The sequence below is a fragment of the Chryseobacterium sp. D764 genome (assembly GCF_019317325.1).
Taxonomy (GTDB): Bacteria; Bacteroidota; Bacteroidia; order Flavobacteriales; family Weeksellaceae; genus Chryseobacterium.
Genome location: NZ_CP079219.1, coordinates 2,278,415 through 2,295,079 on the forward strand (window position 1 = coordinate 2,278,415; position 16,665 = coordinate 2,295,079).

Consider the following 16,665-nt stretch of genomic DNA (forward strand, 5'->3'; position numbering starts at 1 on the left):
CTATTTTTTAATATTTAAAAAAAAATTAGGGTAGTAAACCCTGAACAATTTTTTTCACCTGATCAAAAGAATCATTTTGTTTGCTGATTGTAGATGTTACGACCGCTCCTTCTATTAACAGGAAAATATTTTCTGCTGTTAAATCGATATCACTAAGTTGTCCCTGGGCTCCATATTCTGTTACGAGTGCTTTTATCAGATCTTTCTGTTTTTCTTTATGTTGTTTGGCAAAACCCGAGACAGAAGGGTTTTCTTCCCCTATTTCAGAAACTATTTTTATAAAATGACATCCTGCAAACTTAGAGGTCTGCTGCAGTTTCTTCCTATAGTCAATGAGTGCCAGAAGTTTTTCTTTGGGCTCCGAGATTTTGGATGTACTGTTTTCAAATCCTTCAAACCAGCTTAATTCTTCTTTGATGAGATATGCCTGAAGAAGATCATTTTTAGATGAAAAGTGATTATACAGTGAGCCGATAGCAATGTCAGCTTCAGCAATAATCTGGTTGATTCCTGTAGAATTGTACCCTTGTTTATAAAATAAATCTGAAGCAACCCTGATAATCCTATCGCGTACTTTTTCTTTTTTCATCGTGAAAATTTTTACAAATCTACACAAAAAATAGATAAGTCTATCTATTTTTTAAATACATATAAAAGCTTTATTTTAGATTAAAGAAATTCTCACTGTCATGAAATCACAGTTTTCATTTTTCTTATTACTTTTGTTAATCGCTGTATCGTGCAGTCAATCACAGAAATCTAACCCCTGAAAAAAATATGAAATCGACCAATCCTGTTGTGTATTTTGAAATTCCTGTGCATGATCTGGAACGTGCTGAAAAGTTCTATTCTGCTGTCTTTAACTTTAGTTTTGAGAAAGAAATTATTGACCGTTATGAGATGGCTTTGTTTCCTTTTGAAGAAAAAAACAGTGGTATTACAGGAGCTTTGGCTAAAGGAGATGTCTACAAACCTTCCAAAAGCGGTGTCATTATCTATTTTAAAACAGAGAGTATAGACCATACCCTGGAAAAGGCTGTACAACATGGAGGTTCTGTTCTTTATCCCAAGAAAACAGACGAAAAGTTTGGCTTTGCTGTAGCAGAATTTGAAGACTCAGAAGGAAACAGAATTGCACTCCATGAAACGGTAAAATAGTTATACCATTCTCTGCATATTATTTTTTTAAATAAGATTGAGGCATATTTTGTATCTTTCAATAACCATTTTTAAAAGATTATTTGGTAAATACCTATGGCGGAAGAACTTTATTTCATCAAAACCAACCCAACTATTGCCAAAATTAATTTGTACAATAAGCTCGACCGTGAAGAGGAAAATATTCTAAAATTCCTGCCATCTGATGCAAAAGACACGCTTGAGAATATTAAAAACAAGGTAAAGGATTCTGTTGAAGAGCTTACTCAGGAGGAACTTCTGCTTATTTTTCAATGGTTTAGTAATATGTATTCTTCAGATCATGAGGAAGCTAAAACGCAGCTTTACATCAATGGTATTGATCTTTTTTATGAAATACCTACGACCATTCATGCCGAAAATTTCCTTCAGATTCTTTCAGACTATGAAAAACTGCTGAAACAGGACATGAATTATATTGTGGACTCCAAAAATTTCAATCAATTTCTGATCTACGGAATATTTCTCACAGAAATCATCAATAAAAACCAGCATCAGAATAATATGCTTTGTGAGTACCTGAAACCAGACAATCAGTCTTTATATCTTCTGGCAGAAAACCAATGTGGTTCAAAAGAATTTGACGGAAAAATCATTCCGGACCTTCAACATCATTTTGCTGATCTGTATGATCAGACTAAATTTTACAAAGGTTCTATTATTAAACTCGAGCAGTAATAAAAATCTTTCATTCGTTTTTAGCTGTTTTGATGACCCTTTCATTATGATTGGAATGAATTTCTTTATCCTTATTTAAAATTTATTAGTTTAAAAAATATTATCCTGCTCATGTAACATTCCGGATTCAATAGTTGTCTTGTATACATAATCGAAAGAAAACTGTTGAGAAAAACAGTAACCACGATTAGGAAGAATTATTAAATCAGGATAAAAACTATACCACAGCCAGCAGCCTCCTTTACGATGTAGAACTGCTGGTTTTCTTATTTACTTACAGCCAAATTCTTTACGGTAACAAAATAATATATCATTCCTCCGGCAAAATAAGCAAATACATCAAAAATATCTCCGGTAAAGTGTTCAGATAGTTTCGGGCAGATCACTTCAAACAAAAAAGACAGATAAAGTACTGACGTCAATACAAATTTCAAATCTGGTTTCCATTGATAGCCTAAGATAGAATTCATCGTAAAGTCTATCAGATAACAATACATCGGAACAGTAATACCATCTGTAACATAATCATTGATAAAGGGAATATAAATTCCGTTTCGTCTCAGTAAAATAATTGTTCCCCAGACTGCCAGTCCCAGCAGAAACCAATATGAAATTCTTTTTTTCATCACATGTGAAGTACTGCCATTATTATCCCAAGAAGTACCTGCAGTATTTTGGATATAACCTCCTGAGGATCTGTTTTGTTTTCTTTTTCAGTACTTTCTGCTGATTCATAATTGAATTTTGGTTTACCTTCCATTATCCTATGATTTTTATACTGCAAATATATTAAATTAGAACAATTGTTCTAATTTTAAAAATATGATTTATATCCATTCTTATATTCTTATCTTTGAGCTATGAAGACCAAGGATAAAATTCTGTCTAAAGCGCTGGAGTTATTTAATGACAAGGGATATAACAATATTACCACAAGGCATATTGCAGCTGAACTCAATATCAGTGCAGGCAATCTGCATTATCATTTCAGGCACTCAGAAGACATTATTAAAATTCTTTTCTCAGAGCTTATCCTGAAAATGGATGAACTGCTGAGCCAAATGAAAAAAATAGAGAATAAAAGCCTTGAAGATCTTTATCAGTTTACCTATTCTATCTGTGAAATATTTTATTCTTACCGTTTTATATTTGTCAATTTTATAGATATCCTCAACCAGATTCCTGAAATAGAATCCAGGTATGAAGGGATCAATTTCAGTAGAAAAGAAGAATTCCAGCTTATCTTTTCAGATCTTCAAAAGAGTAATATTGTTCAGAAAGATGTGCCTCATTTTATCTTAGATTGTCTCATTGAACAGATTTTCATTATTGCAGATAACTGGCTTACCCATAACAGACTTATCTTAAAACTCAGTCATAAAGAAGCAATACAGCATTATACACTTCTGCAGATGAATCTTTTTTATCCACTTCTTAATAAAGAACAGCAAAAGCTTTATGAACAGCAGTACATCCAATAGTCAAAGCATTACGATCAGAAAAGGGATCAGGAAAGATCTCCCTGAAATGCTGGAGCTTTTTACAGCTACTATAGATGAGGTATGCAAAAAAGACTATAATCCCCTACAGCTCGAAGCATGGAAATCAGGTGCTGAGAACGAGGAAAGATGGATGAATGTGATCAGCAGCCAATATGTTTTAATTGCTGAAAACAGAAAGCAGATTGTTGGTTTCTGTACACTCGATAAGGGAAACTATATTGATCTGTTTTTTGTACACAAAAATTATCAACAGAAAGGAATAGCAGCGATGCTTTACCATGAAATTGAAAAAGAAGCTCTGCAACAAGATGAGAGACTGCTCACAGCGGATGTAAGCAAAACCGCCAGGCCATTTTTTGAGAAAATTGGTTTTCATGTGATTGAAGAGCAGACTGTTCATGTAAAAGGAATTGCCCTTATCAATTATAAGATGGAAAAAAACCTCATCTCTTAATTTCTGAATTATGAAATTACCACGGGAATACAATGAGTTTAGGATTTCAGTTCCTCAGGAATTCGAAAACGTATTTACTCATTTTTATTTTGCTGAAAATATTTCTGATATCTCGGTTACAAAAACTCTTTTACCAACATACCAGACTATTTTGCTATTCTGCTTTGGAGAAAGTGCCACGATGTCTACCCGGGAAAAGACAATTATTGGTGTTGATAAATGTATGATATTTGGTCCCGTGAGGCAATCTTTTGAATATACGCTTCCGGCAGGATGTTCTATTCTTGTAGCCAATTTTAAAGATGATGCTTTTTTCAGATTTTTTGGAAAAGTACCTATTGAACAATCGGTAAGGCATCCAGATGAACTGCTGGAGGAAAATTGCTTTACCGATCTTTGGTATAAGCTGAAAAAGCTAGATTCAACTACAGAACAAGTGAATCATATTATTGAATTCTGCAGACCTTATCTTCAGCATCAGGATACTACCAGCAAGCTCTTGAGCTGTTTTGAGAATAACCTCTTAAATCCAGTTAAAGTGATTGCAGAACAAACTCAGCAGACTGAAAGAAATATTCAGCGCAAACAGAAAGAGCAATTTGGATATTCTCTGAAAGAACTTAACCGCTATAGCCGTTTTTTAAAAGCTGTAAAAATCATTGAAGAGGAAACCGGAAAGCAGAATAAAGTGAAATGGTTTACTATCATTGATGAATGCGGTTATTATGATCAAAGCCAGCTTATTCATGATTTCAAACATTTTATGAACATCTCGCCTGCTCAGTATTTAAAATTTCAGCAGGAAATCTGTAATCCAAAGTCTAAATAGCACGTTTCGTTTTCTTACAATTTTTGAAAAGTACATCCTGATACTTTTGTCTCATTAATCTTAACAAGAAAAACAATGAGACATTTAATAATTTATGCACATCCTAATGAGAACAGTTTAAATCACAATCTTTTAAATACGGTTGTTGAAATCCTTCAGTCCCGGAACGAGGAATTTATTGTGAGGGATCTTTATACCATAGTTTTTGATCCTGTACTTTCTTTGTCTGATATGCAGGGACAACGCATGGGAAAAATATCAGATGATATAAGAATTGAGCAGGAGTATATTTCATGGGCAGAACAGATTACTTTTATTTATCCTATATGGTGGACAGGTCTTCCTGCAATGATGAAAGGCTATATAGACCGTGTTTTCAGTTATGGTTTTGCCTACCGCTATGATCATGGTATACAGAAAGGGCTTCTGACTGGTAAAAAAACCGTGATTATCAATACCCATGGAAAATCTCATGAAGAATATGAAAAAACAGGTATGGATAAAGCACTTGCTTTAACTTCTGATAACGGAATTTTTATCTACTCCGGGCTGGAAATCATCAGACATTTATTTTTTGATAAAGCAGATAAAGCGACTTCAGAAAATCTTGAGATCTGGAAAGAGCAAATTAAAAACTTATATTCTGAATATGCCTTAATTATTAATAATTCATAAAAATAAACACTGTTAAACAAGCCATTAACTCTTTATTAATCAACACCTATAAACTGACAAAGAAAATAATAAAAAACAGTTTTCACATCTTTATCCTGTATTTTGCTTTTAAGAGATTTATGGCATGAAATTAGCTTCAAAAACCGCAAGTAAAATTGTTTTGAACCATTATTTTAAGCCATTAAGATAGATGGATGGTTAAGTTTTTTCTTAAAAACAAATCTTGTTATAACCCTGCAATACGTCTTAATGGTTTAAATATTGGATCTTCAGGAAATTCCTGTATAATGACAACATTATGAAACATTTAAACAGTATACTACGTCTTCCATTCTTCAGTGAATATTATGCTCCGAGCTATCGTTCGGGAAGACTTTCTATATCTGTAATTCAATAAAATAATCTAACGTATATATAGAGCCCGGACAGTACCTGTCCGGGTTTTCTCATTTTAAAACTATTCAACATGATCCATTTATTACAAGAAAATGTGGCTATCATTCTGCCTGAAAATGGGCTGGAAGAAAAACTTACACAAGCCAAAGAGGAAAAGAGAAAACTATCTATCAAGCTGGGGTTTGATCCTACTGCTCCGGATCTGCATCTGGGACATGCAGTAGTATTAAAAAAGCTGAAACAATTTCAGGACCTGGGACATCAGATCATTATAGTGGTAGGAAGCTTTACAGCAAGAATTGGTGATCCTACAGGGAAAAATAAAGCCCGAAAACCTTTAAGTGCTGAAGAAGTACAGCATAATGCCCAGACGTATATCAATCAACTTTCCAAGGTCATTGATGTTCAGAAGACAAAGATTGTGTTTAATTCTGACTGGTTGGATGCGCTTGACTTTTCAGAGGTTATCCAGCTGTTATCAAAAGTAACTGTTGCTCAATTGATGCACCGCAATGATTTTAATAAAAGATTTACAGAAAACACTCCTATTGCCATGCATGAACTTGTATACCCAATTCTTCAGGGGTTTGATTCTGTAAAAATTGAGTGTGACATCGAAATGGGTGGTACAGATCAGCTTTTCAACTGTACCATGGGAAGACAGCTTCAGGAGGTGCACGGAATGCCTGCACAGATCGTCATGTGTATGCCATTGCTGAGAGGTCTGGACGGAAAGGAAAAAATGAGCAAATCCCTGAACAATATTATCAGCCTGACAGATGGGCCGAATGAAATGTTCGGAAAAACGATGTCGATTCCCGATGCTTTGATTGAGGAGTTTATCAACCTGGCCACAGATTTTTCAGTGGAAGAAAAAACGATTCTTGTTTCAAGAATGGCAGAAGGCGAAAATCCTATGAATATTAAAAAACTCATTGCCAAAAATATCATCAGTCAATACCATGACGTTGCTTCAGCAGAAAATGCGGAACAATTCTTTATCAATCAGTTTCAGAATAAAAATTTTGAAGAGAAAGCGTATGAGCCTGTTTCTATAGGTTCTTTGAAGAACAGCCAAAATAAAGTATCTCTTGTGGAACTTTGCCATCAGCTTAAAAGTGACCTCAGCAAATCGGCGATCCGGAGACTGATTGAGAATGGAGGAATTCAAATCAATAACAGTAAAATAACGGACTCTAATGAAGAAATGGAACTGATCCCTCAAACCAAAATAAAGATCGGGAAAAGGGGCTTTTTTGAGCTGATATAAAGCGAGAAGATGGGAGCTGGAAGAGGGAAGTTTTTGAAAGACGATGAACTTATAAAGTTTTTTGATAGGAATATTTTTTAAACAGAAGTTAAAATTAAAAAATACAGAAGTTCCTTACAGTCCAAAAATAACTTCCAGCTTCCCTCTCCCATCTTCCATCCTTCAACTTATTTCAATATCTTCGTTTTCTAAAAACTATTTTCCAATGAGCTACATCATGGTAGACATAGAGTCAGACGGCCCGATTCCAGGAGATTTTTCCATGGTCTGCTTCGGAGCAGTACTTGTGAATGAGAAACTGGACACCACTTTTTATGGAAAACTGAAGCCTATTTCTGAAAAATTTAACCCTGATGCTTTATCGGTTTCCGGTTTCAGCAGAGAAGAAACAATGAATTTTGATGATCCGGAAAAGGTAATGCTTGCTTTTGAAAACTGGATTAAAATACATTCTAAAGGCAGACCGATATTCATCAGTGATAATAATGGTTTCGACTGGATGTTTATCTGCTGGTATTTCCATCATTTTATCGGACGGAATCCTTTTGGCTTTTCTTCGAGAAGACTTTCTGATCTTTATTGCGGACTGGAAAAAGATACTTTTGCCCAATGGAAACATCTGCGTAAAACCGAACATACCCACAATCCGGTAGATGATGCCAGAGGAAATGCTGAGGTTCTGCTCTACATGAAGAAAGAGATGGGACTGAAAATAAGTTTTAAATAACCTTTATCAACTTATGGGAAAAGATACTTCAATTTATATGTTTGACAATGAAAAGGCGGCAGTGAATCTTTATGAGGATCTACGGCATAGAATGTATCATACCCAGACATTCAGAGGTTATATTAATGACAGAAGAAAGGCTCTGAATAATGATAAAATCAGCTTCGATAGAATACTGGAGACCATCAAAAATGATATCAACAGTATTACTCCTGACGATATGCTGGAAATCATGTTGTTCTTTAGAAGTCAGATTGAGCCTCTCTTTTATCATGATTCCTGGGAAGCAAGGAATGAATATTTTGAAACATTATATCAATATTTAGGAATTTTTTGGCTTTACGAGTTTCCTAATGCTGCAGCATATTATGGCTATATGCATCAATACGAAAATTACACTGAGTTCTTCCCCATTAGCATGCTGAAGAATTATCAGTCGGGTATCAGGATCTGCTCAGAAGATTTTCTGCTCTTCAACGATTATGTAATTTGGGTCACAAAGAAAATTCTTGATCGGTAGTCATTCTGTTCTCCATTCTTATTCTTTCTTCCGGAAATCTATAGAAATGAAATCCAGAATTGATGCAAAAAAATCCAAAAATTCTTATCTTAGAGTCTTATTAATGCTGATATAGCCTAAAATTGGAATTCCAAAAAATATGAGTACTTCCCTTATTTACCGAAAAGCTACTGACAACGACATCGATTATCTTCTTGATCTGAGAATGAAAACCATGAATCCTCATTATGAAACTTCAGGACTTTCTACCGACAGAGATACCACCCTGCAAAGAGTTCTGTACCAGTTTGAAAAAGCTGATATTATTCTTTTAGACAATCAACCCGTCGGACTGTTAAAAGTAGACCGAACATTTACCAACATTGAGGTTCTGCAACTTCAGATTGATCCCAGCCAACAAGGTAAAGGTCTTGGAAAAAAGATTTTGTCAGATATTCTGGAGGAAGCTTCATTAGCCGGGAAAACGGTATCATTAAGTGTTTTAAAAACCAACAAGGCACAGCATCTTTATATAAGTCTTGGGTTTAAGATTACAGGGGAAGATGAGTATTCCTATTTTATGGAAACGGAAAGGCAGTAAATAATTTTTTTTAAAATTTTGGCTAAAGCCGTTGAATGTTTCCTTTGATGAAATAATTTGATTTTTGTCATTCTGACGAAGGAAGAATCTCATACATAAACAGCATATGAGATTCTTCACTACATTCCATTCAGAAGGATACTCCCTGAATCAAGTCTTGATTATAGTTTAGTTTTTAGTGATTCGCCATCGTCACGTAGATGAGCCTTCCACCCTCTTCTGCAGATAACAGTATTTTTTTACCATCAGTGAGTTCAACCATAGAACCTGGTGGAATTTCTTTTTGTTCTGTAACATCTTTCATTCCGGATAACCCTTGATTCACCAATACCCATTTTCCCTGATGAAAGGTAAAATATCCTACAGGCATTTTATCCTGCATCGTCAGGTTTTCATTGCGTATTACCTTTCTGGAAACGTGCCATTTGAACAGATACTGGTTATGATAGACCATCAGTCTGTGATTCTCAGGTTTCCATACCTCATCGTCAAATTTAAAATATAAGTCTAAAACGGGTAAGGTTCCCTGATGTGGCGTTCCGCAAAACGGACATTTGGGACTGCTTGTATTATCAAAGACGTACCATTTTTCGGTACAGCCGGAATTATAACAAGGCTGTATCAGATCTACGGTTTTCAACAGCGCAGCTTCCCATTCATTGGCTGTGGGACGCCTGATGGGATCATGCAATCCGTCTATAAAGGTTTTTCTGAAAAGATCCGAAATATAGGGCCCGGTTATGGTATAAGGAATCTTTTGAGGATCACCCCAGAATGCATCCCATTTCCGGAGATGATCAGCTTTTACATGATTGGATAGATTTTCCGGATCTTCCACAAACATAGCTTTTTCTCCCATCGACAGAATTTCATCTTTTTCAGAATCCAGATCCCAGATTTTTCCCCCACGCAGCGGATGTCTTCTTAGCAGGTACATATAGATCAGAACAGCAAGGGCATGCAGATCTGTTTTTTGATTGGGCAGATGTCTTCCCGGATCCTGAAGGCTTAAATGTTTTGTTTTTAAAACTTCAGGAGCAATAAAATCTGCAGTTCCTATCACTTCCGGCGGAAAGAGTTTAGGAACAACCAGACCGTCAATATCGATAATACAGGCAGATTTTGTAACAGGATCTACCAGAATATTATTGTAAGATAAATCAGAATGTGCCAACCCCATCTGATGCAGTTTTTTCACTCCTCTGCTGATATTGACTGCAATCTGGAAATAACTCAGCCAATCTCCCAGCTCCGACTGATCCAGTCTCAACGGATACTGCTGATTCCTGAACATAGGAGCCGTAAACCATTTTCCCACTTTATCCTGTCCCTGAATATTTTCTGACCCGATATATCCTTTCGCAAAATAGAATTTATTATGGTAAACAGGAACCACAATTCCTGTGAGTTTATTTTTTTCAACAATATCGTAAGGCCACCTGAATATTTCATTCAGAAAGTACTCAGAAGCATTACTATTCTGTATACTCTGCAGATAGGTAGAAACAATTCTCATGATTCTTTCTTTTTGCCCTTCATCCAGCGGATTCCGGTAAAAAGCCACCACATAGTCTTTATCAGGAGAAAAATAAACATCTTTCATGCCACCTCGGATAGGGGTTTCATCTACATATTCATAGGATTTGGCTGTGTCCAGGACAGAAACAACCTTAATGGTCTTTTTCATGGTGTTAATAGATTATTGCCAATGTACGGTCATCGTGATTTCCTCTGCTCCAGAAATCGCTCCATATTAAAAGTTCTTCATGAATTTTTTCATCGTTGATAAAATCAACTTTTGTACGGTCATCATTGTTTCCGGCCAGGTCTTCAAAAAACAATTTCCAGTTTTCTGTATCTTCCAGTTTATTTTCGGTGATGAATTTCGGATCATAAATACCGTCAGTCATCAGCACGAGATAGGAAAAATCATCCACACAGGTAATTCTGAAACGGGAATCCATCTGATCGTTGAAAATTTCTTTCATGGTGATAAAACGGGTACCTCCGCTAAACTCACCCACATCCATCTGATTTAAAAGTTTTACTTCAGAAAAATCAGGATCGATAAGATTAATCGGGCAGTCTCCCACTCCAAAACTAAGAATCACATACCCGAAACTAAACTTTTTAAGTAATGTAAAAATCAGCGTAGCATGCAGATCACTTACGGACAGAACATTTTCTATCGCCGCTTTTTCTAATGTCTGATACACTTCTGCAACACTTTCTGATAAAATATTTTTGATATTTTGCTCTGCCTCTGAGCGTTCTCCAATGGAAGCCTCAGTACCATACATCCCATCAATACTGCTTTCAATTCCACTTAAAATCTCCTGCGAATTGAAAAACTGACTGATCGTTGCTGTTGACAATCTTGAACCTTCTCTTGCAGCCGCTGCCGAACCTGCTCCATCTGAAACAGAAACAATATTCCAGTCTCCAGGAAGGTTATTCACTGCAAAATCATCTTCACGAAATTTCCCTTCATGGGCGTGAGAACGTCCTCTTTTGGAAGCCACAACAATTTTTTTGTCTGAAAATGAACCTTTGAATGAATCTTCTTCCGACTTATAAAAAACGGCATTTCTATCGCTTGGAATATTTTTCCACAAATCTTTCGGATCTGCGTTTACAAAGAGCTGTACTTTTTTAGTTTCAATCTGCTTCTGATCATGAATATGATAAAACTGAACATCCAGATGATACATATTGTTGGTAACCGGAGTTCCTGAGATTGTATCATTTTCAAAGGTAAGTTCCGTTTCTTCGAGGCCACTGATATTCTGAATTTTTATGTTCGGAAAATCTTCCATGTCAAGGTGAAATTCATAGAACTGTTTTGCACTGGCATTCTTCAATACCCAATGAACCTCTTTGAATTCTTCTATTTCTTTATAAATAACAGCTTGTTCCACAGTCTTCGGTTTAGATTCACCGGCTGATTTCCGGAAAAATTTACCCATCATTAACCCAAAGTTCTGTTAATATCAAATCCTCCACCGGAAAACCCATAGTAATCCGAAGTTCCACACCATGGACATTTGCTGTATCCTTCTCCCCTCAGACAGTGAATTCCGCCACACGAACATGTTGCCAACGCAATGGGATTGGCACAGTGAGGACATGAAGTTCCTCCATCCAGCTCTTCAATATTGATTTTAAGAAGGGTTTTCTGATTTGAAGAAAGTCTGTAGTAGGCTTTTTCATCAATTTTATAAGCCCCGTCCAGTCTGTAATATCTTGTTGCCATTCCCGGTATGCTGGATTCTGCAAATGCTTTTTTAAATTTCATCAGATAAAGCTTTTCAGTTTCCTGGCATTTTCCGTTCAATACTACAAAATTGTTATCCGGAAATCTCTGTTCCATTTCAGGATCTACTTTCTCAAGAATATGGGAATCGATCTTAGAAAGGTTGATTCCTTCTTTTTTGGCTTCTGTTACGCTTTGGCTGGTCGTTTTAATAGAATCTGTTACCCATTTGAAAAATTCTTTATAAGAATTCTCATCAGAGTTATTAAACAGCAATACATTATCGGCCAATGAACCGAGCAGTTTATAGTTTGTATTTTCACCTATAGATACGGCAATTGTATTGGATTTCCCGCTGTACTTGTTATTCCACCTCTCAATGGCTTTGGTGGCATCATCAGTGGGAACACCATCAGTAAACAGGAAAACGATAGGTTTCCAGTCACCTTTTCTTTCATAGGTGGTTTTCACAATATCCCTGTCAATACAATCCATTACTTTGATCAAACCCTGGGAAAGTGAGGTTCCGCTCCCGATTGGAATTTTAGGAGGATAAAAGCTGATAATATCCTGCAATGGAGTAATCACTTCGGCTTCTCCTGCAAAACCTACAACGGAAATATAAACGGTTTCCAGTGAATACGGATCTTTTTTTAAGTCCCTGATGATATTAGCGATACCTTCCTGTACCTGCTCAATAGGTTCTCCAACCATAGATTCGGAGATGTCTACTAAAAAATAAATAGGCAGTCTTCTCATGTTGTAAAGACAATTTTTTAAATAATAATAGTAAGCTCCGATGGTGGCGGAGGTAATGTGATATTTTCTCCCGTATTCTGCGACTGTCCTCCCTGTGTAATGGAAGAACTCACCCATTTGAAAAAGGAAGAAAGGGTAATAGCATCTGTAGTATCAAGCTTTACTACATGATCTGTCAGTTCTTTCAAAAACTGTTCATCAGCTTTCGGACCGGCTGCACAACCTACGATGGCACCAAACTCCAGTCCTCTGATTACAGGAATCATCTGTCTGTACTTCTGGATATCTGAAGGTTTCCCATCCGTAAATATAAAAAGTAGTGGCTGCCAGTCTCCTTTTGCTTCGGCAGATTCTTTTACAACTTCTTTCTGCACCAATCCTGAAACCATTTCCAGAGCAGCTCCCGTATGGGTTGGGCCACTGTCCGGGCAGGTAATTTCCATGGGATAAAAACTGGCCAGATCTGTTAAAGGAATAATATTTTTAACTTCTCTATCGAAGGTAATGACGCTTAGATGCAGGCTGTCCATCGCCTGCGGATCTGCACGAAGCATACTGATCAATCCGTTGAATCCGTTATTCAGTGCCTGAATAGGCTCCCCGTTCATAGAACCTGAAGTATCTAATAAAAAATAAGCTAATAATCTCCTGCTCATTATGACAAATATTAATTCTGAAGCCGGCGGAGGAAGTCGAAGACTTCCAAGCCGGCTTTTATTTGGTTTGATAAAAATTAAGAATCTAATTGGAATAAGCGTACTGCTGTTTCAGAATATCTATAAAGTTATCTGTATGATGCGGCTCACCCACAGCACGGAATTTCCAGTCTCCATTATGACGGTATGCTTCTGCAAAAACCATTGCACACATTCCGTTCATACTAGAATCTCCGGAAAGGCTGTATTTTGTAATTTCTTTTCCTGTAGCATCTACCGCCCGGATAAATGCATTTTCGATCATTCCAAAGTGCTGATTATTCGTTTTTCCCTGATAAATGGTAACAAGGAATACAATTTTCTGATAACTCTGATCCAGCTGATCCAGTTTTACAATGATCTGTTCATCATCGCCATCTCCCGCTCCAGTTCTGTTATCTCCTGTAAGCCATACATTTCCGCTTGGATGCTGCATAGAATTGAAGAAAATCACATCTCCCTGATAAAGCCACATCTGTCTTCCGTCATTGGTCTGTACGGTTCTTCCAAGATTTGCTACTTTGCCGTTGCCATCTAAGAGGAAAGCCACTGCATCAAGGTCATATTCGGCTTCTTTACTGAACAGTTTTCCAAAGAATCCTCCACCTTGTTTTCTCACATCCCATCCTAAACCAATGGTTACTTTTGAAAGATCATAAACGCTTTCTCCGCGGTCATTCTTTCTTAAATCTATCGTTTGTCCTTTCTGTAAATTAATTGCCATAGTTATCGTTTTTGTGTATTTGGGTGTTTTTATTTGATGATCTGTCCTTTATAGTATTTCTCCAGGAAAAAGCCAAGATCTGCTCTGTATCCTATCCCAGAGGCTTCAAACTTCCAGCTTCCGTTTCTTTTGTACAGCCTTCCGAACTCTACACCGGTTTCAATGGAGAAATCTTCATCCAGCTCATATTTTGCAATTTCCTGGTTTGAATGATTATCAACAACTCTGATATAAGAATTTCTTACCTGTCCGAAATTCTGTCTTCTTCTTTCAAAATCTTCTATGGTTACTACGAAAAGAATTTCTTCCACTCTTGAATCTACTTTATCAAGATCTATTACGATTGCTTCATCATCGTCACCATCACTGTTTTTACCATTGGGATCATCACCTGTATGGGTAAGTGCTCCGTCCGGAGAATTCAGGTTATTGTAAAAAACAAAATATTCTTCGCTTACTAATTTTCTGTCAGAATCAATCATGATTGCAGAAGCATCCAGGTCAAAATCGTAGCCGGTTCCTTCATTGGGATCCCAACCTAATCCAATCGTCATTTTCGTCAATCCTATATCGATTTTTTGTCCTTTCTGTAGATTAATTGCCATAGTGTTTTATATTATGATTATTTTCCGCATTAAGATAGAAGTGATTTATGAATTGACCAAATTTATTTAGTAAAAAATGATCTACAAAGCCCAACTAAAGCTATTTAAGTCACAAATCGCCATAAAAAAAGGTTCAATTAAAAAATTGAACCTTGTATTGTTAAAAAGAATATTAAATTAATTTTCAAACCCCTTATCCGAAACGGCAGCATTTCTTGCTTTGGCCAGCATAGGAATAGAAATCAGTCCCATCACCAGCATAATAACAATCTGCAGCGGTAAAGAAATAAAGGAATAGGTCAATCCCATTTCACCCCCGAAGTCAGCACTTTTTCCTACTGATATAAAAAGAGCCATAAAACCATACTTCATGGCAAGGTTATAAGCTCCAATACCTCCACTGGCAGGAATAATCATTCCCAATGTTCCTACTACAATAATAAAGAAACCGTCTGCAAAAGTAAATGCGGATGTTTCAGGAAGGGCAAAACAAACCAGGTAGGCAGCTAAATAATAACAAATCCAGATTCCTAATGTATAAAGGATAAATTTTCCTTTTTCTTTTAGTTTAAAGATGGAAGTTAATCCCTGAAAAATTCCATCAATAAAGTTGACAATTTTTCCTAAAAACGGAATTCCTGAAAGTTTCTTCTTGAATACAAAAAATAAAACTGTTCCTACAATCAGAATTGAAAGGACCAGTAAAATCTTGTTAGGATTCATATTTATTCCGGAATTTTTGTAGAATGACAGAATTGCATCATATTTAAACAATAAAGTCAATCCTAAAAAACCTAGCATACATATAAGATCCACCACTCTTTCCAAAATGATCGTTCCAAAAGATTTGTCCACAGGTACTTTTTCTACTCCATACAGAGCCGTAGCTCTTGCCACTTCGCCACTTCTCGGAATGGTAAGGTTCATCAGATATCCAAATGATATTGACCAAAGGGAATTGGAATTTGAAATTTTGTATCCCATGGGTTCAAGCATTAGATTCCAGCGAATTGCCCTAAACCAATAAGCAAGAAGGCCAAATACAGATGCAAACAGCACCCATAGGTAATTCGCTTTCGCCAGTGACTTCTGAATGACTTTAAAATCAAGCCCTCTTAAGGCAAGCCATAAAAAAAAGCCTGCAAAAGCAAGCGATATTACTATTGTTAATATTGATTTTACCGGACTTTTTGATGTTTTCTCCATGTCCTAGGTAAGAAGGTTTGTTTTTTCATCCGGGAAAACAATCTTCGGCTGAAAGTCTTTAGCCTCTTCCGGGGTCATCTGCGCATAAGCAATAACGATGATAATGTCATCTTTTTGTACTTTTCTTGCTGCAGGCCCATTCAGACATACTTCTCCGGATTTTCTTTTTCCTTTGATAACGTACGTATCAAAACGTTCTCCGTTGTTCACATTCACAATATAGACCCTTTCTCCTACTACCAGACCGGCAGCTTCAATAAGATCTTCATCTATTGTTATACTTCCTATATAATTAAGGTCAGAGGCAGTTACTCTCACCCTATGAATCTTTGACTTGAAAACTTCTATTAGCATGGTGCAAATTTATTAATAAAAATTAATAAAACAGGTCTTTAGTATCATTTAAAAACTCCCACAAACACAAGGGTTTAATTTTATAAAACACAAGGATTCTGAGGATTACTTATAAATTTAATAATCATATGGTTAAAAAAATTAAATGTTTATACTTAATTTAGGATTTAATAAATACAAGAAACAATATTAACTTTTTGCTAAAGTCAATAAGCATAAGCATTTGGCATGATTTTAGTAA

At 36.2% G+C, this 16,665-nt stretch carries 21 protein-coding genes; 10 read left to right on the forward strand and 11 right to left on the reverse strand.

The annotated features are described in order from the left end of the window. Nucleotides 1-25 precede the first annotated feature (25 nt). Complete coding sequence (locus KYG33_RS10260; RefSeq protein WP_219073182.1) at nt 26-589, reverse strand: TetR/AcrR family transcriptional regulator; 564 nt, start codon at nt 587-589, stop codon at nt 26-28. A gap of 188 nt (nt 590-777) precedes the next feature. Here KYG33_RS10260 and KYG33_RS10265 point away from each other — a divergent pair, with 188 nt between their 5' ends. Continuing rightward, nucleotides 778-1,158: a VOC family protein gene (locus KYG33_RS10265; protein WP_219073183.1), complete on the forward strand. Its 381-nt coding sequence runs from the start codon at nt 778-780 to the stop codon at nt 1,156-1,158. 96 nt (nt 1,159-1,254) lie between these two features. Next, nucleotides 1,255-1,875, forward strand: a complete 621-nt coding sequence (locus tag KYG33_RS10270; RefSeq protein ID WP_219073184.1) for a hypothetical protein — start codon at nt 1,255-1,257, stop codon at nt 1,873-1,875. Between the two features lie 266 nt (nt 1,876-2,141). Here the strand turns inward: KYG33_RS10270 and KYG33_RS10275 are convergent, their stop codons facing one another. Then, on the reverse strand, nt 2,142-2,501 hold the full coding sequence (locus KYG33_RS10275; RefSeq protein ID WP_219073185.1) for a hypothetical protein: 360 nt from the start codon (nt 2,499-2,501) through the stop codon (nt 2,142-2,144). Continuing rightward, nucleotides 2,501-2,635, reverse strand: a complete 135-nt coding sequence (locus tag KYG33_RS22490; protein ID WP_257468984.1) for a hypothetical protein — start codon at nt 2,633-2,635, stop codon at nt 2,501-2,503. Before KYG33_RS22490 ends, KYG33_RS10275 begins: the two co-directional genes overlap by 1 nt. Nucleotides 2,636-2,735: 100 nt before the next feature. Between KYG33_RS22490 and KYG33_RS10280 the strand changes: the two genes are divergently transcribed. The 8 genes from KYG33_RS10280 (at nt 2,736) to KYG33_RS10315 (ending at nt 8,828) form a co-directional block, all read left to right on the forward strand. Further along, nucleotides 2,736-3,356, forward strand: a complete 621-nt coding sequence (locus KYG33_RS10280; protein WP_180564471.1) for a TetR/AcrR family transcriptional regulator — start codon at nt 2,736-2,738, stop codon at nt 3,354-3,356. Further along, on the forward strand, nt 3,334-3,831 hold the full coding sequence (locus KYG33_RS10285; protein WP_077419170.1) for a GNAT family N-acetyltransferase: 498 nt from the start codon (nt 3,334-3,336) through the stop codon (nt 3,829-3,831). The genes KYG33_RS10280 and KYG33_RS10285 overlap by 23 nt, the downstream gene beginning before the upstream one ends. A gap of 10 nt (nt 3,832-3,841) precedes the next feature. Further along, nucleotides 3,842-4,660 carry a helix-turn-helix domain-containing protein gene (locus tag KYG33_RS10290; protein WP_180564473.1) on the forward strand — a complete coding sequence of 273 codons (819 nt, stop codon included), beginning with the start codon at nt 3,842-3,844 and terminating at the stop codon, nt 4,658-4,660. Nucleotides 4,661-4,735: 75 nt separating this feature from the next. Beyond that, nucleotides 4,736-5,335, forward strand: a complete 600-nt coding sequence (locus KYG33_RS10295; protein WP_219073186.1) for an NAD(P)H-dependent oxidoreductase — start codon at nt 4,736-4,738, stop codon at nt 5,333-5,335. 466 nt (nt 5,336-5,801) lie between these two features. Then, entirely contained in the window at nt 5,802-7,001 is a 1,200-nt protein-coding gene (tyrS, locus tag KYG33_RS10300) for a tyrosine--tRNA ligase (protein WP_219073187.1), read from the forward strand. Nucleotides 7,002-7,206: 205 nt separating this feature from the next. Next, nucleotides 7,207-7,728, forward strand: coding sequence for a 3'-5' exoribonuclease (locus KYG33_RS10305; protein WP_219073188.1), 522 nt, complete (start codon nt 7,207-7,209; stop codon nt 7,726-7,728). Between the two features lie 13 nt (nt 7,729-7,741). Further along, nucleotides 7,742-8,248 carry a hypothetical protein gene (locus tag KYG33_RS10310; protein ID WP_219073189.1) on the forward strand — a complete coding sequence of 169 codons (507 nt, stop codon included), beginning with the start codon at nt 7,742-7,744 and terminating at the stop codon, nt 8,246-8,248. 139 nt (nt 8,249-8,387) lie between these two features. Then, nucleotides 8,388-8,828 (forward strand): GNAT family N-acetyltransferase, encoded by a 441-nt coding sequence (locus KYG33_RS10315; protein ID WP_077419165.1) that lies wholly within the window; start codon nt 8,388-8,390, stop codon nt 8,826-8,828. Nucleotides 8,829-9,003: 175 nt separating this feature from the next. Here the strand turns inward: KYG33_RS10315 and KYG33_RS10320 are convergent, their stop codons facing one another. The 8 genes from KYG33_RS10320 to panD all read right to left on the reverse strand — a co-directional run bounded on the left by KYG33_RS10320 (nt 9,004) and on the right by panD (nt 16,424). Further along, complete coding sequence (locus KYG33_RS10320; protein WP_219073190.1) at nt 9,004-10,515, reverse strand: helix-hairpin-helix domain-containing protein; 1,512 nt, start codon at nt 10,513-10,515, stop codon at nt 9,004-9,006. A 4-nt stretch (nt 10,516-10,519) separates the two neighbouring features. Beyond that, nucleotides 10,520-11,797 (reverse strand): protein phosphatase 2C domain-containing protein, encoded by a 1,278-nt coding sequence (locus KYG33_RS10325; RefSeq protein WP_180564480.1) that lies wholly within the window; start codon nt 11,795-11,797, stop codon nt 10,520-10,522. Next, nucleotides 11,797-12,840, reverse strand: a complete 1,044-nt coding sequence (locus tag KYG33_RS10330) for a TerY-C metal binding domain-containing protein (RefSeq protein ID WP_180564481.1) — start codon at nt 12,838-12,840, stop codon at nt 11,797-11,799. Before KYG33_RS10330 ends, KYG33_RS10325 begins: the two co-directional genes overlap by 1 nt. A 17-nt stretch (nt 12,841-12,857) precedes the next feature. Continuing rightward, complete coding sequence (locus KYG33_RS10335) at nt 12,858-13,496, reverse strand: vWA domain-containing protein (RefSeq protein ID WP_180564482.1); 639 nt, start codon at nt 13,494-13,496, stop codon at nt 12,858-12,860. An 85-nt stretch (nt 13,497-13,581) separates the two neighbouring features. Next, nucleotides 13,582-14,259, reverse strand: a complete 678-nt coding sequence (locus KYG33_RS10340; protein WP_219073191.1) for a TerD family protein — start codon at nt 14,257-14,259, stop codon at nt 13,582-13,584. A 29-nt stretch (nt 14,260-14,288) separates the two neighbouring features. Then, nucleotides 14,289-14,864, reverse strand: a complete 576-nt coding sequence (locus KYG33_RS10345) for a TerD family protein (protein ID WP_047378867.1) — start codon at nt 14,862-14,864, stop codon at nt 14,289-14,291. A gap of 177 nt (nt 14,865-15,041) precedes the next feature. Then, a complete protein-coding gene (locus tag KYG33_RS10350) occupies nt 15,042-16,070 on the reverse strand; it encodes a lysylphosphatidylglycerol synthase transmembrane domain-containing protein (protein WP_077419159.1) in 1,029 nt (342 codons plus the stop codon). A 3-nt stretch (nt 16,071-16,073) separates the two neighbouring features. After that, nucleotides 16,074-16,424, reverse strand: a complete 351-nt coding sequence (gene panD, locus KYG33_RS10355; RefSeq protein ID WP_047386679.1) for an aspartate 1-decarboxylase — start codon at nt 16,422-16,424, stop codon at nt 16,074-16,076. Between the last annotated feature and the right edge of the window lie 241 nt (nt 16,425-16,665).